This window comes from Halomonas sp. 7T (assembly GCF_025643255.1).
GTDB lineage: Bacteria > Pseudomonadota > Gammaproteobacteria > Pseudomonadales > Halomonadaceae > Vreelandella.
The window spans coordinates 3476268-3502468 of record NZ_CP087112.1 but is presented as its reverse complement, the minus strand read 5'-3'; the positions used below and the strand labels follow the sequence as shown (position 1 = coordinate 3502468).

At 55.3% G+C, this 26201-nt stretch carries 24 protein-coding genes, 1 pseudogene and 2 riboswitches; of the genes and pseudogenes, 18 read left to right on the top strand and 7 right to left on the bottom strand.

Going from position 1 to position 26201, the window contains the following annotated elements; genetic code table 11:
- Positions 1-241: 241 nt before the first annotated feature.
- Positions 242-1630, top strand: coding sequence for a glutamine synthetase family protein (locus LOS15_RS16355; protein WP_263067115.1), 1389 nt, complete (start codon positions 242-244; stop codon positions 1628-1630).
- 197 nt (positions 1631-1827) lie between these two features.
- Here the strand turns inward: LOS15_RS16355 and LOS15_RS16350 are convergent, their stop codons facing one another.
- Entirely contained in the window at positions 1828-3120 is a 1293-nt protein-coding gene (locus LOS15_RS16350) for an NAD(P)/FAD-dependent oxidoreductase (protein WP_263067114.1), read from the bottom strand.
- Between the two features lie 354 nt (positions 3121-3474).
- Here LOS15_RS16350 and LOS15_RS16345 point away from each other — a divergent pair, with 354 nt between their 5' ends.
- The gene (locus tag LOS15_RS16345) at positions 3475-4677 is read left to right on the top strand and encodes a M24 family metallopeptidase (protein WP_263067113.1); all 1203 of its coding nucleotides are present in this window, start codon (positions 3475-3477) and stop codon (positions 4675-4677) included.
- 118 nt (positions 4678-4795) lie between these two features.
- Entirely contained in the window at positions 4796-5167 is a 372-nt protein-coding gene (locus tag LOS15_RS16340; RefSeq protein ID WP_263067112.1) for a hypothetical protein, read from the top strand.
- Between the two features lie 10 nt (positions 5168-5177).
- Here LOS15_RS16340 and LOS15_RS16335 read toward each other — a convergent pair whose 3' ends face one another.
- Positions 5178-6881 (bottom strand): methyl-accepting chemotaxis protein, encoded by a 1704-nt coding sequence (locus tag LOS15_RS16335; protein ID WP_263067111.1) that lies wholly within the window; start codon positions 6879-6881, stop codon positions 5178-5180.
- 281 nt (positions 6882-7162) lie between these two features.
- Here LOS15_RS16335 and LOS15_RS16330 point away from each other — a divergent pair, with 281 nt between their 5' ends.
- The 3 genes from LOS15_RS16330 to LOS15_RS16320 all read left to right on the top strand — a co-directional run bounded on the left by LOS15_RS16330 (position 7163) and on the right by LOS15_RS16320 (position 9508).
- On the top strand, positions 7163-8281 hold the full coding sequence (locus tag LOS15_RS16330; protein ID WP_263067110.1) for an alkene reductase: 1119 nt from the start codon (positions 7163-7165) through the stop codon (positions 8279-8281).
- Between the two features lie 137 nt (positions 8282-8418).
- A complete protein-coding gene (locus LOS15_RS16325) occupies positions 8419-8886 on the top strand; it encodes a TspO/MBR family protein (RefSeq protein ID WP_263067109.1) in 468 nt (155 codons plus the stop codon).
- Positions 8887-8911: 25 nt separating this feature from the next.
- Positions 8912-9508: a cell division protein ZipA C-terminal FtsZ-binding domain-containing protein gene (locus LOS15_RS16320; protein WP_263067108.1), complete on the top strand. Its 597-nt coding sequence runs from the start codon at positions 8912-8914 to the stop codon at positions 9506-9508.
- 1 nt (position 9509) lies between these two features.
- On the opposite strand, the gene LOS15_RS16315 is transcribed toward LOS15_RS16320, so the two are convergent.
- From LOS15_RS16315 to LOS15_RS16305, 3 genes are read right to left on the bottom strand one after another with little or no spacing between them, the layout of a single operon-like run.
- Positions 9510-11099 (bottom strand): ABC-F family ATPase, encoded by a 1590-nt coding sequence (locus tag LOS15_RS16315; RefSeq protein WP_263067107.1) that lies wholly within the window; start codon positions 11097-11099, stop codon positions 9510-9512.
- Positions 11100-11149: 50 nt separating this feature from the next.
- Positions 11150-12049 (bottom strand): sirohydrochlorin chelatase, encoded by a 900-nt coding sequence (locus LOS15_RS16310; protein WP_263067106.1) that lies wholly within the window; start codon positions 12047-12049, stop codon positions 11150-11152.
- 23 nt (positions 12050-12072) lie between these two features.
- Positions 12073-12987, bottom strand: coding sequence for a histone deacetylase (locus LOS15_RS16305; RefSeq protein ID WP_263067105.1), 915 nt, complete (start codon positions 12985-12987; stop codon positions 12073-12075).
- A 38-nt stretch (positions 12988-13025) separates the two neighbouring features.
- Between LOS15_RS16305 and LOS15_RS16300 the strand changes: the two genes are divergently transcribed.
- Complete coding sequence (locus tag LOS15_RS16300; protein WP_263067104.1) at positions 13026-13613, top strand: gamma-glutamylcyclotransferase; 588 nt, start codon at positions 13026-13028, stop codon at positions 13611-13613.
- On the opposite strand, the gene LOS15_RS16295 is transcribed toward LOS15_RS16300, so the two are convergent.
- Entirely contained in the window at positions 13604-14131 is a 528-nt protein-coding gene (locus LOS15_RS16295) for an HPP family protein (RefSeq protein ID WP_263067103.1), read from the bottom strand. The genes LOS15_RS16300 and LOS15_RS16295 overlap by 10 nt on opposite strands.
- A 121-nt stretch (positions 14132-14252) precedes the next feature.
- Here LOS15_RS16295 and LOS15_RS16290 point away from each other — a divergent pair, with 121 nt between their 5' ends.
- A complete protein-coding gene (locus tag LOS15_RS16290) occupies positions 14253-15161 on the top strand; it encodes a DMT family transporter (protein ID WP_263067102.1) in 909 nt (302 codons plus the stop codon).
- On the opposite strand, the gene LOS15_RS16285 is transcribed toward LOS15_RS16290, so the two are convergent.
- Entirely contained in the window at positions 15136-15429 is a 294-nt protein-coding gene (locus LOS15_RS16285; RefSeq protein WP_263067101.1) for a hypothetical protein, read from the bottom strand. The two genes, LOS15_RS16290 and LOS15_RS16285, sit on opposite strands and share 26 nt — an antisense overlap.
- Before the next feature lie 131 nt (positions 15430-15560).
- A riboswitch (glycine riboswitch) is annotated at positions 15561-15651 on the top strand.
- Positions 15652-15659: 8 nt separating this feature from the next.
- Positions 15660-15767: riboswitch (glycine riboswitch) on the top strand.
- Between the two features lie 59 nt (positions 15768-15826).
- Here LOS15_RS16285 and LOS15_RS16280 point away from each other — a divergent pair.
- The 10 genes and pseudogenes from LOS15_RS16280 to LOS15_RS16235 all read left to right on the top strand — a co-directional run bounded on the left by LOS15_RS16280 (position 15827) and on the right by LOS15_RS16235 (position 26198).
- Complete coding sequence (locus tag LOS15_RS16280) at positions 15827-17065, top strand: D-amino acid dehydrogenase (RefSeq protein WP_263067099.1); 1239 nt, start codon at positions 15827-15829, stop codon at positions 17063-17065.
- Between the two features lie 205 nt (positions 17066-17270).
- The gene (gene hemP, locus LOS15_RS16275; protein WP_263067097.1) at positions 17271-17438 is read left to right on the top strand and encodes a hemin uptake protein HemP; all 168 of its coding nucleotides are present in this window, start codon (positions 17271-17273) and stop codon (positions 17436-17438) included.
- Between the two features lie 106 nt (positions 17439-17544).
- Complete coding sequence (locus LOS15_RS16270) at positions 17545-19518, top strand: TonB-dependent receptor domain-containing protein (RefSeq protein ID WP_263067095.1); 1974 nt, start codon at positions 17545-17547, stop codon at positions 19516-19518.
- A gap of 32 nt (positions 19519-19550) precedes the next feature.
- On the top strand, positions 19551-20651 hold the full coding sequence (locus LOS15_RS16265) for a ChuX/HutX family heme-like substrate-binding protein (RefSeq protein WP_263067093.1): 1101 nt from the start codon (positions 19551-19553) through the stop codon (positions 20649-20651).
- Positions 20648-21517 carry a hemin ABC transporter substrate-binding protein gene (locus LOS15_RS16260; protein ID WP_263067091.1) on the top strand — a complete coding sequence of 290 codons (870 nt, stop codon included), beginning with the start codon at positions 20648-20650 and terminating at the stop codon, positions 21515-21517. Before LOS15_RS16265 ends, LOS15_RS16260 begins: the two co-directional genes overlap by 4 nt.
- The gene (locus LOS15_RS16255) at positions 21514-22554 is read left to right on the top strand and encodes a FecCD family ABC transporter permease (protein ID WP_263067090.1); all 1041 of its coding nucleotides are present in this window, start codon (positions 21514-21516) and stop codon (positions 22552-22554) included. The genes LOS15_RS16260 and LOS15_RS16255 overlap by 4 nt, the downstream gene beginning before the upstream one ends.
- 53 nt (positions 22555-22607) lie before the next feature.
- Positions 22608-23318, top strand: a pseudogene (locus LOS15_RS16250) (ATP-binding cassette domain-containing protein); the annotation flags it as partial.
- 124 nt (positions 23319-23442) lie between these two features.
- Positions 23443-23790, top strand: a complete 348-nt coding sequence (locus tag LOS15_RS16245; protein ID WP_263067087.1) for a DUF6482 family protein — start codon at positions 23443-23445, stop codon at positions 23788-23790.
- Between the two features lie 157 nt (positions 23791-23947).
- Positions 23948-25303, top strand: coding sequence for a magnesium transporter (gene mgtE / locus LOS15_RS16240; protein ID WP_263067085.1), 1356 nt, complete (start codon positions 23948-23950; stop codon positions 25301-25303).
- A 151-nt stretch (positions 25304-25454) separates the two neighbouring features.
- Entirely contained in the window at positions 25455-26198 is a 744-nt protein-coding gene (locus LOS15_RS16235) for a sulfite exporter TauE/SafE family protein (protein WP_263067084.1), read from the top strand.
- The last annotated feature ends 3 nt before the right edge of the window (positions 26199-26201 follow it).

Genomic DNA, 26201 nt, shown 5'->3' with positions numbered 1-26201 from the left:
TGTTTTATTCAACAGTCACCTCAACATAGCGTGGCTTGTTTTATTTTCCAATAGCAAAATAGAATTTTTATAAAAATACGCATTAACCAATTGATAATAAAGAAATTAAAAAATAGAAGCATTATCTCCCCAAAAAAGCACCACTATTTTTGTTATTAAATATTTGACACGAACGGCTAGCGAAGCAAGGATACTGTTAGCAGAAACACAACTAAAACGGCATAAAAATAAGGTACAACGTATGTCCTCTGCCAATAACACAGACGCTCAAAACGTAGCCGCGGACTTTCTTGACAACCACCCAGAGATCACCAGCATTGACCTGTTAATCAGTGATCTTAACGGCGTCATTCGTGGTAAACGCATCCCTAGCGATAACCTTGGCAAAGTGTTTGAAAAAGGCATCTATTTGCCTGCTTCGGTATTTGCGTTGGACATCAATGGCAACACCGTTGAAGAGACCGGCCTGGGGCTTTCCAGCGGCGACGGCGACCGCGTATGTCGCGCCATTCCCGGCACGCTCAACCCGGTCACCTGGATGAATAACAGCCAGTATGGCCAGCTATTGATGACCATGGAGGAGATGGATGGCTCGCCATTTTTTGCCGACCCTCGCCAGATTCTGCGGCGCATTCTTGAACAGTTCTCCGACCGAGGCTTAACCCCCGTTGTCGCCCTTGAACTAGAGTTTTATCTGGTTGATCGTTTACGCGACGAAGAAAACTTGATTCAGCCACCGCAATCGCCTTGCAGCGGTGAGCGCGCCACTCAAAGTCAGCTGTATTCGGTGCTGGAGCTAGACGAGTACGCTGAATTTATCAATGACTTGCAGAGTGCCGCCCAGGCGCAAGGCTTGCCGCTGGATACGGTATTGAAAGAGTGCGCACCCGGCCAGTTTGAAGCCAATCTGATTCACACAGATGATGCGTTAAGCGCCTGCGACCACTCGGTACTGCTCAAGCGACTGATCAAGGGGGTTGCATTAAAGCACGGCTTTGAAGCTACCTTTATGGCCAAGCCTTACGGCCTAGAAGCCGGTAGCGGCACCCATGTTCACGTCAGCTTGGTAGATAGCAACGGACATAATATCTTTGCCGAAAACGGCGACGACCCGCTGGAGAGCGCCGCACTGCAACACGCCGTAGGAGGACTGTTGGAGCTGATGCCAGACTCTATGGCACTGCTGGCTCCCAACCTCAATTCGTTCCGCCGTTTTCAGGAAGGACTCTATGTGCCCATGGCACCTACCTGGGGATACGACAACCGCTCTGTGGCAATACGCGTCCCCGCCGGGCCGAAAGAAGCGCGGCGCATAGAGCACCGAGTGGCGGGTGCCGATGTTAACCCCTACCTGTTACTGGCCACCGTGCTGGCCTCTATTCACCATGGCCTAACTCAACAGATTGCACCCGCTGAGCCAATCGTCGGCAACGCCTATGACCAAATCGCACCTCAGCTAACTAACAGCTGGACCCAAGCGCTGCACCTATTGAACAACAACCGTGTACTTGGCGAGCAACTTGGCGAAGACTTTATTGAAGTGTTCATTGCCAACCGCCAAGCAGAGCGCGCCGAAACCATGCGAGAAGTTAGCGCCATGGAGTATGACTGGTACCTGCGACACGTATAAGCTGATAAACCACCAATAGAACAGAGAGAGGCGCTGCTCGGCGTCTCTCTTATTTCTTCTGCCTGTCTTATGCTGCTACCCCCGTCCTTCTACTAGCTTTTTATGCCGTGTTATCCGTGAGCATCCGTGGCAAATAAAAACGGGCCGACGAACGTATTCGCCAGCCCGCTTCCAAGCAATCATCAAACTAATCGGCGCTAAATAGCCAGCCGGTCACGCATGGCGTAGAACCACGCTCCCATTGCGGAAAGTGGAACACGTAACAACCGTCCGCCGGGCATTGGCAGGTGGGAAATCTGGGCAAAAGCTTCAAAACGCGTCTCTTCACCGCTAATCGTTTCTGCCACTAACTTGCCAGCCAAATGAGAACACGTTACCCCGTGGCCGGAGTACCCTTGAGCGTAGTAAACGTTGCTATTAATGCGGCCAAACTGCGGCAGGCGGTTGAGTGTCAGTAAAAAGTTACCGCTCCAGGCGTAATCGACGCGGACATCGCCAAGCTCTGGGAAGGTAGCCAGCATTTTCGGTCGAATAGCTGCCTCAATACTAGCGGACTCCTGGCCGCCATAGTTCACCCCGCCGCCATACAACAAGCGGTTATCGGCGGTCAGGCGATAGTAATCCAAGAGATAATTACAATCCTCTACCGCTTTATCGTTAGGTAGCAATCGTGCAGCTAACTCTGCAGACAACGGCTCAGTGGTAATGATCTGGGTGCCGCACGGCATCGCTTTACTTTCCAGCTTGGGTAACAACCCTTGCAAATAGGCATTGCCAGCCATAACAACCCGTTGAGCGATCACGCGTCCCTTGGGGGTATGCAGTGTCACCGGCTCACCGTGCTCTACACGTGTCACGGGGGAGTGCTCAAAAATCTTGCCACCTAACGACTCCAATGCCGCTGCCTGCCCCAGCACCAAATTGAGAGGATGCAGATGCCCACCAGAGTGATCCACCAACGCCCCCACATAACGATCGCTGCCTATTTCTCGTTTGACCTCTTCACCTTCCAGCAGCTCAAGTTTCTGATGGCCGTAGCGCTCCCATAAGGCTTTTTGCTCCTTTAAGCCTTCCCACTGCTTCTTGTTACAAGCGGCAAACAAATTGCCTTCTTTTAGGTCGCAGTCGATCTGATACTTTTCAATGCGCTGACGGATAATCTGGTTACCCTCAAATGCCATCGCACCCAGTGCCCGAGCGGTTTCAGCGCCGTTTTGTTTCTCGATAACATCCATATCACGGCTATAGCTATTAACAATCTGCCCACCGTTGCGCCCGGACGCCCCAAAGCCAATCGCCACGCTTTCCAGCACCACTACTCGATGACCACGCTCCGCCAAATGTAGTGCTGCAGAGATACCCGTAAACCCAGCCCCGACGACGCAGACATCACACTCAACATCTCCCTCCAGCATGGGCCTTTGAGACGTGGAGTTTGACGATGCCGCGTAGTAAGACGCCACATGACCAGAAGACGCTTGAGGTTGCATTTGCCACCTTCCTTTTGTTGATTATTTTAACCAATCTGATCATATAGACCGATGTACAAATGCGCAAGCAACAGGAGCCAATGGGCTTGCAGAGGCGAATAACACCTTTTCACATAAAATAAATGTTATTAAAAAAGCAACACGCGAATATAAAGCACATGACCATTCCACTGGAAATAGCCACCACACGTTTGATGCATCTCCCCTATTGAGGGCGAGATTTTGTGCGAACTATCTACGTCTTATTACAGAGCACGATTGAGGCACAACTAACTGCTATTGCTTGCGTTGATAATGGCCGCGGCGTAACGCTAGCAGCTGCCTATACTCACCATAGCCCCACCGGAGACCGCTATGGACTATCAACACTACCGTACCGCCCTTGCCGAGACGCTCGCCCAAAGTGAATTGCCCTTTGCGCCTGCCGAATACCAAACGCGCCTCAACAAAGTGCGCCACGCAATGACACATCGCGGGCTGGATGCTCTACTGCTCACCGACCCTGCCGACATAAACTACTTAACCGGCTATCACACCTTTGAGGTATCGGTACACGCCTGCTTAGTGTGCACACCTACACAGTTGGTGTTGCAGGTGGCATCTATTGAAACAGGGGCGGCAGTGGTCACTGCCCGTGTTGATGAAATCATTGGTTACCGATGGGAAAATCTAGATGAAATCATCACGCCGCTGGCCGACCTGTTAATCCCTTGCAAGCACATTGGCATCGATGGCTGGAGCAGCGGTTTGCGAGTGGGCGTGATGGACGCGCTGGCCCGCTCAGTGGGTAAAGAGCGCTTCTGTGAAGCAGGTGACCTGCTCGATACGATTCGTATTGTTAAAAGTAGCGCCGAACTTGAGATGCTCAGCGAAAGTGCACGAATCACTGCGGCAGGTTTAGAGGCTGCGATAGCCGCTATTCGCCCTGGCATGACTGATAACGATATTGCCGCCATCGGCGCTAAAGCGCTGCTAGAGAACGGCAGCGAGTTCATGAGTTTGCAGCCTATCGTGACCAGCGGGCAACGCATCGGCGTGATTCACGTTAACCATAAGCGCCGCGTCATACAGCCCAATGAACCGGTATTTTTAGAATTCGGGGCCGCTTACCAACGCTATACCGCCCCAATGATGCGCACAGCGGTAACAGGAAAGCCTAATACCGAGTTAACCGCTACCCGCGACCTGTGCCGCTCGCTATTCGAGTCACTGTGCAGTCATATGAAGCCAGGCAACAGCTTTGATGATGCCGCGAAGGCGGCGGATGGCCTGCTAGCTCCAACCCGCGACCAGCTATTTTTCTCTGGGGTGTTTGGCTACGCCGTGGGCGCTCAGTTCCCGCCAAGCTGGGTAGAGGGGACGGGCTACATTGCCAAAGGCCAGGCGCGCACCTTTGAAACCAATATGGTGTTTCATCTACCGCTCTGCCTGCGGGTACCTGGCCAGTGGGGCGTTGGCTTGAGCGATACGGTCGTGGTGACAGAACAGGGTGCCAAGCCGCTTACCAACAACGATTGGCAACTTTATCAGGCAAGCGATACGCCTATGCGCTCATAGCCTGAGATTGACACCGAGATTGAGGAAAGCTATCTTCCCTACAGATGCAAATGAGAAACAATCTCCTTTTTAACCATCATCTTGGTTAAAAAGAGCCGTTGAGGTAAAGGGACGTCACATGACCAGTGAACAGCGCCAGCTTCGTCAAACCCTGCTGTTTTTACGCACATCGTTTGAAGCCGTTCAGCACTCGATTGCCGGACGGCTGGAAGATCCGCTGCCCTGCTGGCTAGATACCAGCATGCTTTCCATGCTTTCCCGAGAGCTAACCCGCTGCTGCCAGCAGGCCAAGCCACTGTTCACGCCTGAGATCGTCGAGCAGCTCTTTATCGCCTCCCAGCAGTGCGAATTGCTTCTTAAGCAGTGCCCCGGCGTGATGAGTAGCGCCGCCTGTCACCGCCAGCTCAGCGCTATTATGCTTCCGCTAACCAGCGCTATAGGACAAATCGATACGCCCGTTAAGCGCCGCTGGCCATGGCAACGGCGCTAGCGGCAACGTGCTAGAACTCTTCCCACTCATCGACGGTGGCCTTGGCTTTTCTTACGGGCTTATTCTGAGTGGGCGAAGGCGTGGCGGCAAAGCGCGCGTGCTTTTCTTGCGGAGAAGCAAGGTTCTGTGGAGCAGAGAGAGACGGCTGACCCTCAACCACTTTGAAGAAGGCAACCGCGCTAGCCAGGTCACTGGCCTGCTCTTCCAGCGAGGCCGATGCCGTCGCGGTTTGCTCAACCAGTGATGCGTTTTGCTGAGTGACATCATCCATCTGGTTAATCGCAATGCTCATTTGATCAATGGCGGATGTCTGCTCGTCGGAGGCACGGCTAACATCTTCCATAAGATCCGACACTTTGCCAATGTTCACTACGATTTGTGACATAGAGTCGCCAACGGCTTTCACCAGACCACTTCCCTGTTCAACCACTTGGTTGTTCTCGGCAATCAGGGTCTGAATCTGTTTAGCTGCATCGGCACTACGCTGCGCCAAGCTCCTAACTTCTTGCGCTACCACGGCAAAACCGCGCCCTTGCTCCCCCGCACGAGCGGCTTCAACCGACGCATTTAAAGCAAGAATATTGGTTTGGAACGCAATACCGTCGATTAGCGAGACGATACCGCTAATTTTTTCCGAACTGCTGTTGAGTTCATCCATTTTATTGACAGCTTCTTTGACTTTTTCGCCGCCGTAGCTCGCCGAACGGCTGGCCGTATGGGCAAGCGCATTGGCTTCGCCGGTATGCTGAGTATTATTTTTTACCGTCGCGGCCACCTGCTCCATACTGGCAGCGGTTTCCTGAAGGCTTGAAGCCTGCTGCTCGGTACGCTGGGAAAGGTCGATATTGCCTGCAGAAATTTGCCCTGAAGCGCTAGAAATGGCACCCGCTGACGCCTGGATACTGCCAATCAACCCCTGCAGTTTGCCCTGCATATCCCCTAGCTCACTGAGCATATCGCCAATTTCATCACGCTGGGAGTGACGAATTGTCTGAGTCAGGTCACCTTCGGCCATAGCATGGAAATGTTGGCGGGCTTGGGCAAGCGGCTGCAGGATGCGCTGAATAAGCAGCCAGCTAAGTATGCCCGCCAGCACAACGGCGACCATTAATGCACCCAACATTAAGTTCCTCATTAAGCCCGCCCGAGCCACAGCGTTTTCATAACCCGCCTGCGCTTCACGCTCTTCTTGCTCAATCAACTCATGTAAGACGGCATTCATCTGGCGGTATGCTGGCAACGCCTGAGTAAACGCCATCTCATTGGCTTCGTCGTAGTTACCCAATGAGTAGAGTGGCATCGTGGGGGCTACCGTCACTAACAGCTGCTGATAACTTTCGCGAAAACGCGCTGATAATGACTCTACTTCGGCAGACATCTCGTTGGCAGAGAAGGCATGCCAGATAGTGTCGATCTGCGAGATATTTTGGACAATATTGTCCATGTGCATCTGTACGGAGTGGTCGTGAAGCGCGCTGACAGCCAGCATCGGGTCGTGCTGACCCGCGAGCGACAGCTCCATAATCATATCTTTAGAGTGTTCATTGAGCTGAGCAATGCGCTGCGTATCACGCAGATTCTCTTGGTAGATAGTATCCACTGCGCGGTTAGAAGAGACCATCCCGCTAAAGCCCAACGCACCAATGATCAACATCAGCACTAGCATTACGATAACCATTAATGTCAGGCGTTTTTTGATTGTCATTCTCAACATAGTAGCTCTCGGCGCTTAAGCGCATGGCAGGTGGTATGTATATGCAAAGCACTATTTTACGCTTCATTGTCTGTTAGCTAAATCCACCTAATTGATACGCATCAATCAAACAGGCTATTTATCTAGAAATTTTGCAAACTGAAAATGCAACTAGCATGCCCTGCTAAGCGGTGTTCTCCATTACGCTCATGACAGCCCTTAGTATTTTGTAGTAAACTGGTCTACTCTAATTAACTTTGCACCATGCTCATACAAAACACGATGTAAAAGGAGTTTGCCCTATGGCGTATGAAACGCTGTTTTCCCCTCTCCAGCTTGGCAGTTTATCGATCCCAAACCGCGTGATCATGGCGCCGCTCACCCGCTCACGCACACCCGACAGCGTGCCGGGCACAATGCAAGAAGCCTATTACGGCCAGCGCACAGGGGCGGGGCTGATTATCAGCGAAGCCACTAATATCTCCCCCACTGCCCGTGGCTACGTCTATACCCCTGGCATCTGGACCGATGAGCAGGAAGCGGGCTGGAAAGGTGTGGTGAATGCCGTGCATGCCAAGGGTGGCCGAATTGCGCTTCAGCTGTGGCACGTGGGCCGTGTATCCCATGAGATGGTGCAACCTGATGGACAACAGCCGGTCGCGCCTAGCGCGCTGAAAGGCGAAGGCGCCCAGTGCTTTGTCGAGTTTGAAGATGGCACCGCAGGCCAGCACCCCACCAGCACGCCCCGAGCGCTGGAAACCGATGAGATCCCCGGCCTTGTCGATGACTACCGCCAAGCCGCCATTCGTGCCAAACGCGCAGGCTTTGACATGGTGGAAGTCCACGCGGCTAACGCCTACCTGCTGAACCAGTTTTTAGCCACCGGCACCAATAAGCGTACCGACCAGTATGGTGGCTCGCTGGAAAATCGCGCCCGTTTCCCGCTAGAAGTCGTCGATGCAGTGGTTGAGGTTTTCGGTGCCGACCGCGTTGGCATTCGTATGACACCGTTTATTGAACTCTTTGGCTTAACCGACGACGAGCCGGAAGCCATGGCCTTCTACATGGCAGAGCAACTCTCCAAGCGTGGCCTTGCCTACCTGCACCTGAACGAACCCAACTGGGCCGGTGGCGATATCACTTTCCCTGATGGCTTTCGTAAGCAAATGCGTGAACGCTTTAACGGCAGCCTGATTTACTGCGGCAACTACGACGCTGAGCACGCTGAAGCACGCATTGGTGAAAACACCACCGATGCCGTGGCCTTTGGTCGCCCCTATATCGCCAACCCTGACTTAGCTGAACGCTTTCGGGTTAACGCACCACTGACTCAGCCAAACCCTGAAACCTTCTATGGTGGTGACGAAAAAGGCTACACCGACTACCCTTTTATGAATAACGGCTACGATCGTATCAATTAAACGACGATTAAAGCGCTAAGAGTTACAAAGATAAGCATCACTTCGGTGGTGCTTTTTTTATTCCATCCCATTTATGACAAAAAGCATTAAAACGCTGCTAGGCTGTTGATTCTTTCGTTTTAACATTAGGATGAAGCATGCTAAGTTCGCTGTTAGCATTATTGATATCGTTGCTGCTGGTAGGCATTACAGCCACCACCGGTGCACGCTTTCGCCCCGATAACTGGTACCGCGAGCTACGTAAACCCCGCTGGACACCGCCAGATTTGGCCTTTCCCATCGCTTGGGGCATTCTATATCTATTGATGGCGATCGCCGCTTGGCGGGTTTACATGGCCGATGCGTCGCCGCTTCGTACGGCGGGCTTTATTGTGTATGGCCTGCAACTGGTGGCTAATGCGGCATGGTCGTGGTTATTCTTTGGCCGTAAGCAAATTGATGCAGCGTTGGTCGATATTGTTCTACTGCTGGGTTTAATTACGCTAACAATAGGATTGTTTGTTAACGTAAGCGCACTAGCCGCAGGGTTGATGGTGCCTTATTGGCTCTGGGTAGCGCTTGCGTTAGCGCTTAACACATCCATTTTAAGACTCAATAAGGCCTAGGCGCCAACCAATAGGGTTCAAACGAATGAACGACACGTCTCTTCCTGTTTTACTTGCATTTGCCTCGCTGATTTTAGGCATGCTGGCAACAGCCATTTTCGTATATATCGTTTTACCAAGACGTCGTCGTGCAAAAGAGAAAGCAGCGGCGGCAGCCCCTATGGCGCTAAAACCATCACCGATCGAGCCAGCGCAGGCACCGGAAACACCGCCAACGCCAAAACAGACCAAAAAAGTAACGCAGCACTCGCTGTTTGTCATTTTTTCTCAGCCTGATGACACGACCGATGAGCGCTTAACCGAGTGGTTACGGAGCAAGAACGCCCGCTTTGACGCCATCAAAAAAGTGTTTTTGATTGATGGGCAGCAGGCGTCTAACCCGATCACCGTCGCCAACGCCTTTCCGCCTGGCGAGATGCCCGACTTACTCCGTGGAGAGAGCCATGAGCCAATTCGTGGCGTTAGCCTGCTGGTGAAGCCGCCGCTACGTAAACGCCGCAATCAGCAGATGCACGTTTATGTAGAGCTCGCCAAAGAGATGAACGAGACGTTCAGCGGTGACATGTTAGACGCTGACCGGAAACCAGCCAGCGAGTCGACTTACGCCCAAATCATTGGCTAACTTATACGACGCCTTGGCTACGCAGATAGTCATCGTAGCTACCGCTGAAATCAACAATGCCGTCCGGTTGCATATCGATAATGCGGGTGGCCAGGCTTGAGACAAACTCTCGATCGTGGCTAACGAACATCAGCGTGCCAGGGTAGTTCTCTAACGCTAAGTTCAGCGCCTCAATCGATTCCATATCCAAATGGTTGGTTGGCTCATCCATTAGCAGCACGTTGGGGTTGGTGAGCGTTAACTTGCCAAACAGCATGCGCCCCTGCTCGCCGCCGGAAATCACCTTCACCGATTTACCAATGTCATCGCTGGAGAACAGCATCCGCCCCAGTGCACCGCGCACTATTTGCTCGCCGCCTTTAGTCCATTGGCTCATCCACTCAAAGAGCGTGGCATCAACCGGAAAGTCATCGGTGTGGTCTTGGCCAAACATGCCAACTTCAGCGGCATCGGTCCACTTCACCTCACCGGCATCGGGGTGCAAATCGCCCGCTAGGGTTTTCAGCAGGGTGGTTTTGCCAATGCCGTTGGGGCCGATAATCGCAATACGCTCACCCGCTTCCACCGTCATCGAGAAACGCTCAAAAAGCGGTTTCTCATCATCGTAGCCTTTGGTAATGGCATCTACATTCACGGCATTGCGATGAATCTTTTTATTCTGCTCAAAGCGGATAAACGGGCTAACCCGGCTCGAAGGCTTGATATCTTCCAGCTTGATTTTATCGATCTGGCGCGCCCGTGAAGTGGCCTGTTTGGCTTTGGACGCATTGGCCGAGAAGCGGCTGACGAACTGCTGAAGTTCGGCAATTTGCGCTTTCTTTTTGGCGTTATCCGAATGCTGACGCTCGCGAGCCGCAGTGGCGGCTGTCATGTAGTCATCGTAGTTGCCGGGGAACAGGGTAATTTCGCCGTAATCCAGATCCGCCATGTGCGTACACACGCTGTTCAGGAAGTGGCGATCGTGGGAAATAATCACCATGGTGCTACTGCGCGCTTTGAGGATGTCTTCCAGCCAGCGAATCGTATTGATATCCAGGTGGTTGGTGGGCTCGTCAAGCAGCAGCACGTCTGGATCAGAAAACAGCGCCTGGGCCAGTAGCACCCGCAGCTTCCAGCCGGGGGCCACTTCACTCATCGGGCCGGTATGCTGTTCAATGGGAATACCTAGCCCCAACAACAGCTCTCCGGCGCGAGACTCAGCGGTGTAGCCGTCAAGCTCGGCAAAGCGTACTTCCAAGTCAGCCACGGCCATGCCGTCTTCTTCGCTCATTTCGGGCAGCGAATAGATACGCTCGCGCTCGGCGGCCACTTTCCACAGCTCGGCGTTGCCCATGATCACGGTGTCAATCACCCGCTCGTTCTCGTAGGCGAACTGATCCTGGCGCAGTTTACCCAGCCGGGTGCTGCTATCCAGCATCACCTGCCCGGAAGAGGGTTCAAGCTCGCCACCGAGAATTTTCATAAAGGTGGATTTACCGCAACCATTGGCGCCAATCAAACCGTAGCGATTGCCGTTATTAAATTTGACGGAAACATTTTCAAACAGGGGCTTAGCCCCAAACTGCATGGTGATATTGGCGGTTGCGATCAAGATGTGAGCCCTGGTTAACAGTGTAATTGCGCGTTCAAAGGCCCGCGATTCTACGCGCCTTTGGGCGGCGTTACACCTTCCGCCTCCCTAGCATCGTGATGTAGCACAGGGAGTTCGAGTAGAAAGCGTTCACCATCAAGCGCTTGTTGCAGTCGCGCGTGCAGTATCTCGACGATGCCCGCATGCTCGCCAACCAGTGCGGTGGTCGTCACACGCAAACGGGGGTGGCGCTGCTCAGCGGCGGCGCAAATTTCGGCGATATCGCCGCCTTCGCCCGCATGCCGACCAGGCGAGAGAAACAGCATCGCCAGCACCACGTCCCCGCTGCTGAACTCGGGGGTATCCAGCAAATGCTCCAACAGCGGCTCGTTAAAGCGGTACTCGTCACCCTTTCGGCGCTCCATGGACGCTGCCGCCACACAGCTCACCTCATCGGCCAGTAGCACGCTTAGTTGCCCCGCTAAGCGGTTACGTACAGCCGTCACGTCAGGAATCGGGCTGCCGTGATCTACCAGTGCGACCTTCGCCGCGCCTTTTGCAGGTAGTTGCGCACGTACGTTATCGGCCAACAGCTGCACCAAGCGCAGGTCGTTATTCCCCAGCTCATCCACCAGCGGCTGAGCCACCCGCACCGTCACGTTAGGAAAACGTGCCTGTAGCGCAGCCATACGCTCCGGCAGATAGCCGGTGAGCGCTTTGCTAGGCCCGAAGAAAAACGGCAGCACGATAATTTCAGTAGCCCCCGCCTCGGCGCTGCGTTCGGCTGCCGGGCCTAGGGTGATGGCGGGAATGCCGTCGACCTCTTCAGCAGGAATCTTATTGGAGTGCAGCAGCGAGGCCGCGTGAACGGTTTCCCCTAGCTGCTCACTCAACGCTGCCGCCACCCGACGTAAGTTATGGGTGGCCTGAGGCCGTTTGGAGCCGTTATCGACAAGAAAAATAGCGCGCATTAGGTTTCCTATTACAGCTGAATTCAAGCGTTCATCGTCAACACATCCGCTGCCGCGCGATGCAACTGGGCATGGCGGCCTGCCAGGGCGAGAATATCTCGGTCGTAGCCGCCGCCAATCACCGCCGCCACGGGAGTGTCAGCATCGCGGCAGCAGCGAAGCACATAATAGTCGCGGGCATACAGCCCCTGATTGCTTAACGCTAAATAGCCCAGACGATCATCTTGGTGGACATCGACGCCCGCGTCGTACAGCACCACATCTGGCTGGTAGGCGGCTAATATCCCCGGCAGCCACGAAGCAAGTTCCGTGAGGTAGCCACCGTCATCCATGCCGTTAGGCAGGGCGATATCCAGGTCGCTTTTTGCTTTGCGGGCGGGGAAATTGCGCGCCGCATGCATGGAAAAGGTGAACACACCGGGCTCGTTGGCAAACAGTCGCGCGGTGCCATCGCCTTGATGAACATCACAGTCCACGATCAACACCCGCTCTACCCAGCCCAGCGCCAGGGCATGGGCAGCAGCCACGGCAAGATCATTAATCAGGCAATAACCGCTGGCGGCATCTGCATGAGCGTGATGCGTGCCGCCTGCCGAATTGCAGGCAAGCCCAGTGGCCAGTGCCGCTTCAAGGGTGAGCAGCGTGCCGCCGGTTTCTAGCCGCACACGCTCCACCAGCTCCTCCGACCATGCAAACCCACTGCGCCGCTCGGCAGCACGCTCTAAACGGCCCTGCAAAAAAGCAGTCAGATAATCACGGGAGTGCACCCGGGCAAGGGTATTGATGGGTGCAGGCTCAGGCGTCAGCCACGCAATGGGGCACGCTAACGACTGCTCACCTAGTAGCTGTCTAAGCACCCGAAATTTTTCCATCGGAAAGGGGTGATTGGCTGGTAAATCAATTGTATAACCCGGATGATGAACCACCGTTAACGCCATGCGCGTGCAGCCACTTTGGTCACAAATGTAGATCGCTTATGTTGCTTGATACCACTGCGTTAAACCAGCAAAGAAACTTCTTCGACGGCCATACCGATATCTGGCTTTTTGGTTATGGCTCGCTAATCTGGAAGGCCGATTTCGAGTATTTGGAACGCAGACCCGCCTATATCACCGGCTGGGCGCGGCGTTTTTGGCAAGGCTCCCACGACCACCGTGGTACGCTGGAAGCACCGGGCCGGGTCGCAACGCTCATTCGCGACCAAGGAGCCTTATGCCATGGCATGGCGTACCGCATTACGCCGGACGTGCTAGCACCGCTGGATGTGCGTGAGAAAAACGGCTATTTGCGAGAAAAAGTGCCACTCACGTTTCAAGGAGAACGTGAAAAGAGGCCGGAAGGTAGGACTCAAACCGAGGGGCTAATTTACTTAGCGACTGCAGACAACCCCGCCTTTTTAGGCGATGCGCCGCTGAAGGACATCGCCTATCAAATTGCCCACGCACACGGCCCGAGCGGCTCGAATAAAGCCTATTTACTGAATTTAGCCCAAGCGTTACGCGAGTTAGAAACAGAAGATGCGCACGTTTTCGCTATTGAAGAGCAGCTATATCGTTACCAATAGCGCGGGTAACGACGATGGCGCGCTAAATTGTTCACCAAAATCGCCACTACCAGCATTACGATGCACCCTGCGCCAATGGGGATTAGCGGATACCACCAACCCAGCTTGTGAACACTCGCCCCACCGGCGACCGCGATCAGCGCGGCAGCAGCCCCAGGCGGGTGCACGGTGTGAGTCAGTTGCATAACCAGTATGGAAAGCGATACCGCTAGTGCCATTGAGATAGGCGTCGCGCCTAACAGCTGGTAGCAACCCACCCCAATAAACGCTGACAAGACACTGCCAAATAGCACATGACTTGGCTGGGCGAACGGGCTTTCAGGTGCTGCATAAATCAACACCGATGTTGCCCCAAAGGAGCCCACGATCAATAACTGCTGCGAGAGCCAAGCAGAACTTAACCAGCATATAACAGCCATGCCTGTAAAAGCGCCCAGCCACGACCAGCAGGCATCTTGCCAGCCGACGCGCGGGCGCTGCGTTGGCTCTCCTCGCATCTTGCCAAGATAGGTTTTCATTGCACTCTCTCTGCACAAAAAGAGTACGAATGATGTCAAAATGCACCAAATAAGCAAATGACAATACATCAAGCGCTAATGAAATGTTTTCACACACACGTCACGGATGATAAAACCGCCCATGCCTAATGCCACCTCTCCCCTTATCGCTCCGTCGAGCTTAGTGCTTGCCGTTGTCGCCGCCGTGGGCATGGCGACCATTGGCGTAATCTCACGTATTACCGAACTAAGTGCCGAAAGCATTACCTTTTATCGCCTGGGCCTAGGGGCTGTATTTTTACTTATTTACTTAATGCTGACGAAACGTCATGCCACGCTTAAAACGCTGCCTGGGCGCCACGTAGTGCTTAGCGGGCTGTTCTTAGCCGCATTTATCCTATTTTACGTACAGGCCATGAACTACACCCAAATGGCTAACGCTATTTTGATGGTGTATCTCGCGCCGATTTTTGCCGCTGTGGTAGCGCATACGCTGTTTGCCGAACGCCTGACGCCGCAACAAGTGGGGTTAATCGGCTTGGCACTGTTTGGGTTTGCCATGATGCAGGAGTTCCGCCTTAACCTAGAAGACCGCCAAGACGTGATTGGGATGGGGTTTGGCCTCGCCGCCATGCTAGCCTACAGCGGCTTTATACTTACCAACCGCCGCTTACCCAGCCACTTAGATGACCGCACTTGCGCCTTTTGGCAACTGTTGGTGGGGGCGCTGGCGATCCTTCCGTTTGCCCTATGGCAACCCGACGGCCTAACCGCCGCTACCTGGCAGTGGCCGTGGCTATTGGCGGCGGGCTTCGTCCCAGGATTTTTAGCGCTGCTGTGCGCGGTGATGGCCATTAACCGCCTGCCTACCGCCCTATACGGTACGTTAGCCTACTGCGAGCCGGTGGCCGTGGTGATCTTTGGCTGGAGCCTGTTTGGTGAAGCACTCACGTCGATTCAACTGGCCGGGTGCTCGCTTGTGCTTGCCAGCGGCATTGCCCAAGCGTGGCTAGGCGGCCGAGTAGCTACACCATCAGCCACGACAGGATAATCAGCGCCAGCACAATACGCACAATGGCGCCCAGCAAGGAGCCTCGCAACAGCGCACGGACACCGCGCCACAACAGCCACAGCCCAATCAGTAGCACGAGAATACTGAAAAATGAGGCGTTGACACCCAGGGATCGGCTCAGCCCATCAACAAAGTCCTCAAGCGCGCCGAAGAAATTGGTAAATATCGCCAGTAAAAACTCGACGACCGCGCGAATGAGATCACCAATGACTTGTCCTGCTTCACTAAAAAATCCGTTTGCCTGCATGCGTCTCGTCCATCGCTATAAGGGTTGGGGCATTTTCGACCAAAATACCCCCTCTGGCAAAGCAATGCTGCCCACTCTCTACGACGTTAGCCTTATTCCCATGAAACCTTTAACGCGTTAAAACGTCTAACTCTGCTATCGCGGGAGAGTCTGGTGCCCGACACCAGCGCCGAAGGAGCAACGACCCCGGAAACTCTCAGGCCAACGGACCGCGACAGCAAACATCGTTACCAGTACGTTCCGAAGAGCGGTTGATGACTGCGTCACTCAGCCCACCGAAGGAGCAAGCGCTTCACTTGATGCGTGAATCTCTCAGGTTCCATGACGGAAGGGGTACGCCTAGCCAACACGCTGCTGGGGGTATCGCCCGACGCTCATACAATCTGTGGAGAAGCTCATGCAACGCATTGCAGTTATTGGCGGTGGCATTACCGGTATTACCAGCGCCTACGCCCTCGCCAAACGCGGCTTTGATGTCACCGTTTTTGAAAAACACCGCTACGCGGCGATGGAAACCTCCTTTGCTAACGGCGGGCAACTATCGGCTTCGAACGCGGAAGTGTGGAACCACTGGCCAACAGTGATTAAAGGCATGCGTTGGATGTTGAAAAACGACGCGCCGCTGCTGGTCAACCCTCGCCCGAGCTGGCATAAGTTAAGCTGGTTTGCTGAATTTATCGCCTCTATTCCTCGCTATGCCGATAACACTACCGAAACGACCCGCCTCGCGATTGCTGCCCGCGAGCACCTTTTTCAGTGGGCAAAAGATGAGCAGATTGATTTCGATGTGAAGCAGAAAGGCATTCTGCATATTTACCGTGATAAAGCGGGCTACGACCACGCCGCCAAGGTATCGCAACTGCTTAGCAAAGGCGGGCTTGAGCGCCGTGCCGTGACGCCAGAGGAGATGCGCGCTATTGAACCTACGTTGGCGGGCAGCTACTACGGCGGCTTTTTCACTGAGAGCGACGCCACGGGCGACATCCATAAGTACACCAACGGCCTCGCCCAAGCGGCGGCAAAGCGCGGCGTAACGCTTAATTACGGTCACCAGATCACCGACCTAGGGGCGGATGAAAATAGCGCCTGGGTGACGGCGGCTGTGGATGATGAAACCATCCGCCAAAGCTTTGACAGCGTTGTGGTATGCGCAGGCATAGGCAGCCGCGCCATTGCCGCCAAGCTAGGCGACCGGGTGAACATTTACCCGGTAAAAGGCTACTCCATCACCGTACAGTTGGATGATGAGGCCTCGCAGCAGGCAGCGCCCACCGTCAGCCTGCTGGATGACGAAACCAAGCTGGTGACCAGCCGCCTGGGTGACGACCGCTTCCGCATCGCCGGTACCGCTGAATTTAACGGCGCAAACCGCGACATTCGTAACGACCGCATTCAGCCGCTCATTCGCTGGGTAGAAGAGTGCTTCCCGGGTGTTAGCACCCAGCGGGTAGTGCCTTGGGCAGGCCTGCGCCCGATGATGCCCAACATGCTGCCCAAAGTCGGCCCCGGCAAACTACCGACGGTGTTCTACAACACCGGCCACGGCCATCTGGGCTGGACGCTTTCTGCCATCACCGCCGAAATGCTGGCGGATGCGGTAGACAGCTCCCAAGCGACCTCTGTCGCTTTACCTTAGATGGGTTAAGCATCCGGCAGCACTAAAGCAGAAGGGGCCTCGTGCCCCTTTTTTTATGGGGCCGCTTTATACCCTTTTGTCGACACGCAACTGCCTGTCCACGGTGAGGGCACTGTTAACGAACCCATACATAGTGGTTGAGAGAAGTAGGCGAATCTGCTAGATTAACGATAACGCTTATCATTAACATAGGAAACATGCTCTCATGCAGCCCCGGAAACAATTCACCGCTTCGCAAGGCTCGCCTAGCGCACCCCGCGAGGTGAGCAGTCAGGCGCTACTTGATCAAGACGGTCAGCTGGTAATTTATCATGAGCAGAGGCGCTATGTGCTGCGCCGTACGAAAAGCGGCAAGCTGATCTTAACAGCATAAGCCTTATGCAATAATCGCTTACCTATTACCCCTTTAGCCAGCCAGGTAGCCCATCGCACCCAGCCAGCAACATTCTCCATCACTTTCTGTTGGAACTGTCTGGCCCATGAAACCCACGCACACGTTAGGCCTTTGCCTTAGCTTACTTCCTCTACTGCCCGCCTACGCTAATAACACGGACTTAGCCCCCGTGACGGTAACAGGCACACGCGCACCGACGGATCTTTCCCGCGCACCGCTGATGATCGACATCATCGACCGCCAAGATGCCACGCTTGCCACCGCGAGCCGCGTTGAAGACGTACTGAGCCGCCAGCCTGGCTTGCATGTGGCTGGCCAAGGCCGCCGTAACGGCCAAACGCTGAGTATGCGTGGCTTCGGAAGAAATGGTGTGCTGGTGCGCCTAGACGGCGTCCGCCAGGATATTTCCACGGGTCATGTGGGTAATTTCTTCCTCGACCCAGCGCTGATTCAAGAAGTGCAGGTTGCCCGTGGAGCGCTGTCTAGCCTCTACGGCAGCAACGCCATGGGCGGTGTGGTCAGCTTTACCAGCGTGGAGGCCAGCGACCTGTTAGCCCCCGGTGAAAATAGCGGGGTACGTCTTTCCCTTGGCGGAGCAACTGCCAGCGACGAACTACGTGGCAGCCTGACGGCGTTTGGTCGCCGTGACACGGCTAACGGGCCAGTGGACGGGCTATTTTCTGTGGGCCGCAGCGAATCCGGCGATATTCGCCGCGCTGGTGGCGATAGCGCCGAAGAGGAGGCAACGCTTAATAGCCTACTGCTCAAAGGCGGCTGGGAGCCAAGCGACGACCAGCGGGTGTTTATTAGTTGGCAGCATTATGATGAGCGCGCCACCCAACCCGCTAATCCGCAGCAGCTATCAACCAGCGCTAGCAACCCATTACGCGATCGCGATGTTGAGAGCAACAACGTCCAGCTAGGCCACCGCTGGCAGCCGAGCGGTGACACCGATATCACCTCACAGCTGACGTTTAGTCAACAGGATATCGACGAGCCACAGGCAAGCCGTACCCTGGAGCGAGTCGGCCTGCAGAGCGACGGCTATCACCGCATCGACCATGGCTGGCTTTCACAAACGCTGGTGTTCGGCGCGGAGTTAGAGCAAGCCCGCCAACGGCCTGACGGTGAAGCGAATGGTTTCCCCAAGGCTGATATCGATACCCAGTCAGCCTATCTCGACACCACGCTTACGGCTGGCCGCTATGTGGCTGAGGGCGGCGTGGGGCAGGTTGACGTTGGCATAGGCGCTCGCTACGACCGCTATGACGCTAGCGGTCAAAACGATGCTGATAGCGTACACGACCAAGTGTCGCCGCGCTTCCGCCTTGCCTGGCGACCTGACGACGCCTTAATGCTCTTCACAGGCTACGCCGAAGCCTTCCGCGCGCCCAGCCTTTCCGAGCTTTACGCTAACGAGCGTCACTTTGCCGGGTTCTGTGCAGGGCCATCTTTCTGTACGCCCGACAACTACTGGATACCGAACCCTAACCTATCGCCTGAAACCAGCCGCACCTGGGAAAGCGGAGTGGTGTGGCACCAAGGCGATTGGCAAATGCGCGCCAGCTACTTCGACACCCGTGCCGACGACTTCATCGATACTCAGGTCGATATCATGGCAGGCACGACTCAGGCCGTAAACGTGCAGCGGGCCCAGCTGTGGGGCTATGACGCACGTCTTACTTGGCAGCCGAGCGCCTTCCCAATGCTCACCAGCTTTGCCGGTCTATCAGAAGTATCCGGCAAAGACCGCGATAGCGGCGAGGCCCTCGGCAGCCAAACACCCCTGGAAATGACGCTGGGCGGTGAGGTTGCGCTTTATAACAGCACGGTGCGGGTCGGCTGGCAGGGTCGTTTTGCCCAATCCTTTGATAAGCAGGGCGACGATGAACACCTGCCCGGCTATGGCCTGCACGACGTACACCTTGCCTGGCAAATCACCCCTGCGATTGATACTGCACTGCGCCTCGCCAACCTGGGCGACAACGTGTGGTATCGGCCTGATGGCAGCCTGGGTGACGGGCGCAGCCTGTTCGCCACCCTCAACTGGCAGTGGTAACGCCCTGCAATCGTTAAGCTTAGAGGTGTCATATGATTAATTCTCAGCAGATCGCTATTCTTGAAGCCTTCGACGCTGCGCGCGCAGCGCAGCCTCGCCTGCCCGCCATTGATATTGCCGAACGCTTATCCATCAGTGAAGGCGAACTTCAGGCCGCGCGCTTAGGCCGTGACGTGTGGACCCTGCCCCTCGCGCCGAAAGACCTTGCAGCGCATCTTCCTCTATTAGGCCGTGTCAAAGCACTCACTCGCTCCCGATTAGCCGTACTGGAGCAAACCGGTGATTACCCAGAACTAAATGGTGGGTCGCACACCGGCTTGCTGCTTGACCCAAGCGGCCTAGATTTACGGCTGCTGTTTTCCCATTGGCACTGGGCTTGCCTGATCCGCGACCCTATCCATAACCCTATCCATAACCCTATCCATAACCCTATCAGTGACCCCATGCCAACGGAGAATGAACAAACACAGTGGCGCTGGAGCCTGCAAGTTTTCAACCAACATGGCTGCGCCATTCATAAAAGCTTTGCGCTGGAAAATCCGCTACCTCGCCACTGGGGAGCGCTAGCCGCCCTAGGCACCATGGACACTCCCGCGTTTACCCAGTGCGCTCCCCGCTTAAAGCGCGCCCTCCCGGAAGCGCCCACGCTCGCTAGCGAGTGGGCGGCGATGCGCGATGTACATCAATTCTTTACGCTGCTGCAGCGCCATCACCTAGAGCGCCTTGAAGCCAACCAGCTGATGGAAGGCCGCTATACACGTGTGCTTCCTGTCGGAGCATTGGAACAGTTGTTAACCAACGCAAATCAGCGCGCGCTGCCCTTGATGCTGTTTGTGGCAAGCCCCGGCTGCGTGCAAATTCGCACTGGCATCGTGCCTGCGCCCCAGCGCGCCCGCGGCTGGCTAAACCTGTTTGGCGAGCAGTTCACCCTGCACCTGAATGACACCGCCATTGAGCAAGTGTGGCAGGTTAGCAAACCTAATCGCGACGGCGGCGTTACCAGCGTGGAGGCCTTTGATGCAGAGGGTTCTTTGGTGCTGCAAATTTACGCTGAGCGCCAGGAAGGCAGCAATGAGCGTCGAGAGTGGCGACAGTTGCTGAATGAAATCGACAGCCAAGAGGCCGTGGCATGAACGCAACACGCTTCGCACGCCACTCGCTTACTACATTACTGATTGGCTGGTTAACTACCGGGGTTGCGCTAGCCAACGAGCGCTGGGTCATTTTGGGCGGCGATATCGCTGATACCGTTGCCGCCCTTGATGCGGATATCGAGGTCGTTGCCCGCGACGATACGGTGCTTCATCCCCCAGAAATGGCCGCTCTGCCTTCGGTAGGCTACCTGCGCCAGCTCTCTGCTGAAAGCGTGCTCTCAGTGGCGCCAGACCGGGTGCTGGCAGCGGGGCACGCCGGGCCAAAGGAGGTGCTAGAACAGTTAGAGGCCGTGGGTGTAACCGTTGATGTGATTGAGGCACCGGCTGACCTGTCCTCGATTGCCGAGAAAGTCCGCACGGTGGCTCAGCATACGCAGCGCCAGCCACAGGGTGACGTGCTGGCCGCCTCACTCACCGCCACCCTTGAACGCTTAGCAGCCCTTCCCCCACTGCCTGACACCCGAGCGATGTTTATTCTTCACCACAGTGGCCTAACACCGCGAGTTGCTGGCAACGACACCGCCGCCCACACAGCCTTAACGGCCGTTGGCCTGAATAATGCGTTTGGCGAAATGAGGGGGTATCAAAGCGTGGCAGCCGAGGCGCTGGCAAAAGAAGCCCCCACGCTGGTGATTATGTCCCAACGGGGGTTGGCGGCGTTGAGCGGCGAGCACGCGCTATGGCAGTTACCGGGGATGCGCTTAACGCCCGCAGGACGCGAACAGCGGCTTATTGTGATTGATGATCAGGCGCTGCTAAGCTTTGGCCCCCGCACGCCTGAGCAGCTATTTACTCTGCGCCAGAGCATTGAGGCGCTGCTTGGCAAAGAGCAGGCTAGCCGATGATTACCAGCGCGCCCTATACTCGTTATCGCCCCTTACTTCCGCTTAGCCGAACTGTGCGTGTGTTAGGTGGCCTTACCCTAGCGTTAATCATTGCCCTTGGCTGGGGCGCTGCGTCAGGGGCGCTAGGCGTGTCGCCCTGGGCGCTCATCAATGGCAGCGCTAATGAGCTCAGCGCGCAGGTGTGGTGGCAACTGCGTTTACCTCGCTTACTGCTAGGCGTGGCCGTTGGCGCAATGCTGGCGGGTAGCGGAGCCGCCATGCAGGGGCTATTTCGGAACCCATTGGCTGATCCAACACTGCTAGGCCTCGCCAGCGGTGCGGGGCTGTTCGTGGCGCTTTGGATCGTGCTTTTTCAGGGCAGCGCTGCCGGTAGCCTGTACGGCCAGTTTGCGGCGGGCTTTCTCGGTGCACTTTGCGTCTGCTTGGTGGTGTTTGGCATTGCCAAGCGCCAGGGGGGTGGCAGTGCCGCCGTGATGTCGCTGCTACTCGCGGGCTTAGCCATCAACACGTTAGCGGGTGCTGGAGGCGGGATACTGGCATTTATGGCCAGTGATGAGCAGCTTCGCCAGCTCAGCTTATGGGGGATGGGCACGCTCACCAACGCTCTATGGCGCACCACGGCCTTAGCCCTTGTCCTTATTGCGTTTGCCCTATGGCTGTTAATACGCAGCGCTCGTGAGCTTGACCTACTTCAGCTAGGCGAATCTACCGCCCATGCAGCAGGCTTGGATGCAACGCGCTTAAAACGCCGCGTGGTCGTTGCTACCTCGCTGGGTGTAGGGCTGTGCGTCGCACTGACCGGTGTGATTGGTTTTCTTGGCTTGCTGGTCCCCCACTGCCTGCGGCTTTGGCTCGGGCCTGGGCACCGCCTGCTGCTACCCGCGTCTATGCTAGGCGGTGCACTACTGCTCGTCGTTGCGGACACTCTGGCACGCACCCTTGGCGCCCCCGCCGAAATCCCCGTCGGGCTGTTAACCAGCCTGTTGGGCGGCCCCTATTTTCTTTACCTTCTAATGCGTCGGAATCGAGCATGCTGACCTTACATCAAGCGGGCTTCACCACCTCGCCCACTATCGCGCCGTTGGACGGCACCCTTCGCCCAGGTGAACTGCTCGCCATTGTTGGGCCCAACGGCGCAGGCAAGAGCACCTTGCTCAGCATGCTGTCGGGGTTTCGCCCCTGTGAGCAGGGCGCTCTACACCTGGATGGCAAACGTCTGAGCGAGTGGCCAATCAGCGCGCTTGCCGACCGCCGGGCGCTGGTAGCCCAACAAGAATTACCCGGCTTTGATTGGCAAACCGGTGAGCTGGTGAGTTTAGGCAGCAACCCCAGCAGTTCACTGATTGCGGAACTACTGCATGATTTAGACTTATCGCACTTTGCCCAGCGCAGCGTGCTTTCGCTATCCGGCGGCGAACGCCAGCGGGTAATGATTGCACGGGGTGCCTGTCAGTTACTTTCACGGCGCTCCCCTACCGCCCAAGATGGCGGGCTTTTACTGCTGGATGAACCCACCAGCGCGCTTGATATCGGCCAGCAGCAGCGCTTAATGCGTCAACTACGCACCTGGGCAGAACGACACTTTATGGCAATTGTCTGCGTGCTTCACGACCTCAATCTGGCCAGCACCTACGCCGACCAAGTATGGCTACTCGATCAAGGGCAGCGTGTTGCACAGGGTACGCCTGCTCAGGTGCTTGACCCTAAGCGCATAGCGGCTATCTATCATGCGGATATTACGGCGCTAAGCCACCCGACATCACACCGCGCTAACCATACGTGGCTAGCGCTGAATCATTGATTAGCCGACCATTACAGCAGGCTAGCAACATAATGTGACGTAAGTAGTGCTACAAAAAGCTGTACAACACCACCACAAACTTTAGACTTTGAGATATAAGTTTATTGTCTATTGAGGTGATGCCATGTCGTCTACGCTCCCCCCTCGTTTGACCCTGGAAGAACTGTCACAACGCTCACAAACCTCAGCACCACTGCCCGAGGTGGAACTGCTGGGACTCGACATGGGCTGGTATATCGTGCGGCTGCACCACAATGATTCGGTTAGCTTGCTGGTCGATGCAACGGGTGAAACCAAACGCTTTAGCGGCACCCAATGGGTCAGTCGTGCGCTCGCCCCGCTTGGCTTTACCCACGGCATCCTCACCTGGGCAGACGCTGTGGACGAAATGATTGGCAACGATACCCCACCAGTGGGTGCCCAACAGCGTATGGCATACGGCGTACGCGTGGCATTTGAAACACGCCACTAACAACGCAATCCTCCAACGCTGTAACATTGTCCAACGCCATGCTGGTCTTCAACGCCGTCATGGCTTTCAACCCTGCCTATCGATAAAATTCATCGTGAGCCATCAAGCGCTTTCTAGTGGTTGTGTTCAAAATTAATTCCCCCTAAGGATGGACTCTATGCGCGATGAGGAAAAATATACCAATACCGAGGAGCAGCTGCTCTATCTGCAGAAGCTTCTAGACGAAGAAGACACCATCGCCCTGAGCGAGCTGTTTACTGAGCTCGATATCTTAGCGATTGCGCGCACGCTTGAGTCTTTTCCGGCCAAAACTCGTGACCTCCTGTGGGACTACATCCCTGACGATGTGCTCGGTGAAGTACTCGCCGAAGTGGATGAAGATATTCGTGCCGACTTCATCGAAGACCTTTCCGCCAGCGATGTAGAGCAAATCGTTAAGGGTCTGGATGCTCAGGAAGTGGCCGAGGTTCTCGATGTCGCCGACGACGACATCAAAACGACCGTCTACGCCAGCCTGGATCAGGAAATCCGCGCTCATGTAGAAATTCTTCATGCTTACGAAGAAGATGTCGTCGGTCGTTACATGGACCCTGAGACGGTCAATGTAAAGCAGGGCGTATCGCTAGAAGCGGTGCAACGCTATATCCGCATTCATCGCCTGCTCGACGATGAATCGCAACAGATTATGATTACTGACAAGGATAAGCGGCTACTGGGGACCCTATCGCTCATTGATCTCATCAAACAGCCGCAGGAGAGCACCGTTGATGAGCATATGGATGCTCCCTTCACACTCAATGATCAAATGAAGGTGGGCGATGCCGCTGCGCTACTCCGCTCTAAAGAGCTGCCCTTTGTGCCGGTTTGTGATAACGACGGGCTGTTAGTCGGTCAGTTAAACGCCTCCGACGTGTTAGAGATCACCCAAGATGATGCGGACATGACGTTAAAGCACATGTCGGGCGTCAGCGATGAGGAGGAAGTCTTCACCCCTATTCTGCGAAGCGCAAAGAGCCGTGGCGTTTGGCTGGGCATTAATCTGCTCACCGCTTTTCTAGCCGCCTTCGTGATTGGGCAGTTTGAAGAGGTGCTGGATCAAATTGTAGCGCTCGCCATCCTGATGCCGGTGGTGGCGAGTATGGGCGGGATCGCGGGCAGTCAAACCCTGACCGTCGTCATACGTGGTTTAGCGCTCGGCCAACTCGCTGGTAACAACAAACAGTGGCTCTATAACAAAGAGCTGTGGGTAGGGATGATTAACGGCTTAGTGTGGGCGCTGGTTGTCGGGGGTATTTCCTACCTGTGGTTTAGCGATCCGCTGATTACGCTAGTCATTACGTTAGCCATCTTTTTAAATATGAGCATTGCCAACTTATCGGGCGTGCTGATTCCCTTAGTATTGAAAAGGCTGCAGATAGACCCCGCATTATCAGGCGCCGTCATTTTAACTACCGTCACGGATGTGGTCGGCTTTTTGTCGTTCTTGGGCCTCGCGACCGTGATTATTTTGTGATCCCCCCTTATAACCGCAGCAGGTGAGACATCCCTCTATTTGCCTGCTAACATTTATCCCGCTCAACTTATCGGCACGATGCTTTTCAGCCCCGCGAATGCGGGGTTTTTTACGTTAGGCGTTTTTAACGACTGTTCACCAAGGATGTTCCATGCTTCCCGATTACTCCCTTATCGCGTGGGTGTTAATTGTCTTTTCTGTTTACCTGACCGGCGTTTCAAAAGGCGGCTTTGCAGGCGGTTTTGGCACGCTTTCGGTACCCCTGATGGCGCTGGCGATTAGCCCGACCCAAGCGGCAGGCTTGTTACTGCCCCTCTTGCTCGTCATGGATGTCTTTGCGCTAAAAGCATGGTGGGGAAAGCAGGCAAACGCCGAAGTGTGGCGGTTTGTGCCGGGGTTAGTAATTGGCGTGACCGTTGGCACACTGCTGTTTGGCAGCCTCAGCGAAGAGGGCGTTCGATTGGTGCTGGGCATTATCTCTGTGGTGTTTGCGGCGTATATGTTGCTGAAGCCAGTCGCGAAAAAGCCGATTTCCACCCGCTGGGCGCTGCCTGCCGCCAGCGTTTGTGGGTTTACCAGCTTTATTGCCCATGCAGGCGCACCGCCGCTTAACATTTACTTGATGCCACGAAAGCTAACCAAAGAGGCCTTTATTGCCACCTGCACGGTCATTTATGCGGTAGTGAATGTTATCAAGCTAGGCCCGTATATGTGGCTTGGTGAAGTCAACGTCACCAGCGCTTGGGCGTCGCTGCTGTTGGTGCCGGTCGCCTGGATGGGCGTGCGCAACGGGCTATGGCTGCAAAGCCGCGTCAACGAAGCGCTATTTTACCGCCTGGTGATCTTGGCCATGTTCTTGGTGGGGATCAACTTGGTCTGGCAAGCGGTTGGCTAGCAC

Bases quoted from the DNA above. Each gene is read 5' to 3' on its own strand.
- LOS15_RS16255 (WP_263067090.1), top strand. From the start codon at position 21,514: ATGATTACCAGCGCGCCCTATACTCGTTATCGCCCCTTACTTCCGCTT.
- LOS15_RS16245 (WP_263067087.1), top strand. From the start codon at position 23,443: ATGTCGTCTACGCTCCCCCCTCGTTTGACCCTGGAAGAACTGTCACAA.
- LOS15_RS16330 (WP_263067110.1), top strand. From the start codon at position 7,163: ATGGCGTATGAAACGCTGTTTTCCCCTCTCCAGCTTGGCAGTTTATCG.
- LOS15_RS16260 (WP_263067091.1), top strand. From the start codon at position 20,648: ATGAACGCAACACGCTTCGCACGCCACTCGCTTACTACATTACTGATT.
- LOS15_RS16265 (WP_263067093.1), top strand. From the start codon at position 19,551: ATGATTAATTCTCAGCAGATCGCTATTCTTGAAGCCTTCGACGCTGCG.
- LOS15_RS16355 (WP_263067115.1), top strand. From the start codon at position 242: ATGTCCTCTGCCAATAACACAGACGCTCAAAACGTAGCCGCGGACTTT.
- LOS15_RS16280 (WP_263067099.1), top strand. From the start codon at position 15,827: ATGCAACGCATTGCAGTTATTGGCGGTGGCATTACCGGTATTACCAGC.
- LOS15_RS16290 (WP_263067102.1), top strand. From the start codon at position 14,253: ATGCCTAATGCCACCTCTCCCCTTATCGCTCCGTCGAGCTTAGTGCTT.
- LOS15_RS16270 (WP_263067095.1), top strand. From the start codon at position 17,545: ATGAAACCCACGCACACGTTAGGCCTTTGCCTTAGCTTACTTCCTCTA.
- LOS15_RS16340 (WP_263067112.1), top strand. From the start codon at position 4,796: ATGACCAGTGAACAGCGCCAGCTTCGTCAAACCCTGCTGTTTTTACGC.
- LOS15_RS16350 (WP_263067114.1), bottom strand. From the start codon at position 3,120: ATGCAACCTCAAGCGTCTTCTGGTCATGTGGCGTCTTACTACGCGGCA.
- LOS15_RS16235 (WP_263067084.1), top strand. From the start codon at position 25,455: ATGCTTCCCGATTACTCCCTTATCGCGTGGGTGTTAATTGTCTTTTCT.
- LOS15_RS16335 (WP_263067111.1), bottom strand. From the start codon at position 6,881: ATGTTGAGAATGACAATCAAAAAACGCCTGACATTAATGGTTATCGTA.
- hemP (WP_263067097.1), top strand. From the start codon at position 17,271: ATGCAGCCCCGGAAACAATTCACCGCTTCGCAAGGCTCGCCTAGCGCA.
- LOS15_RS16305 (WP_263067105.1), bottom strand. From the start codon at position 12,987: ATGGCGTTAACGGTGGTTCATCATCCGGGTTATACAATTGATTTACCA.
- mgtE (WP_263067085.1), top strand. From the start codon at position 23,948: ATGCGCGATGAGGAAAAATATACCAATACCGAGGAGCAGCTGCTCTAT.
- LOS15_RS16325 (WP_263067109.1), top strand. From the start codon at position 8,419: ATGCTAAGTTCGCTGTTAGCATTATTGATATCGTTGCTGCTGGTAGGC.
- LOS15_RS16320 (WP_263067108.1), top strand. From the start codon at position 8,912: ATGAACGACACGTCTCTTCCTGTTTTACTTGCATTTGCCTCGCTGATT.
- LOS15_RS16300 (WP_263067104.1), top strand. From the start codon at position 13,026: ATGTTGCTTGATACCACTGCGTTAAACCAGCAAAGAAACTTCTTCGAC.
- LOS15_RS16295 (WP_263067103.1), bottom strand. From the start codon at position 14,131: ATGAAAACCTATCTTGGCAAGATGCGAGGAGAGCCAACGCAGCGCCCG.
- LOS15_RS16310 (WP_263067106.1), bottom strand. From the start codon at position 12,049: ATGCGCGCTATTTTTCTTGTCGATAACGGCTCCAAACGGCCTCAGGCC.
- LOS15_RS16345 (WP_263067113.1), top strand. From the start codon at position 3,475: ATGGACTATCAACACTACCGTACCGCCCTTGCCGAGACGCTCGCCCAA.
- LOS15_RS16285 (WP_263067101.1), bottom strand. From the start codon at position 15,429: ATGCAGGCAAACGGATTTTTTAGTGAAGCAGGACAAGTCATTGGTGAT.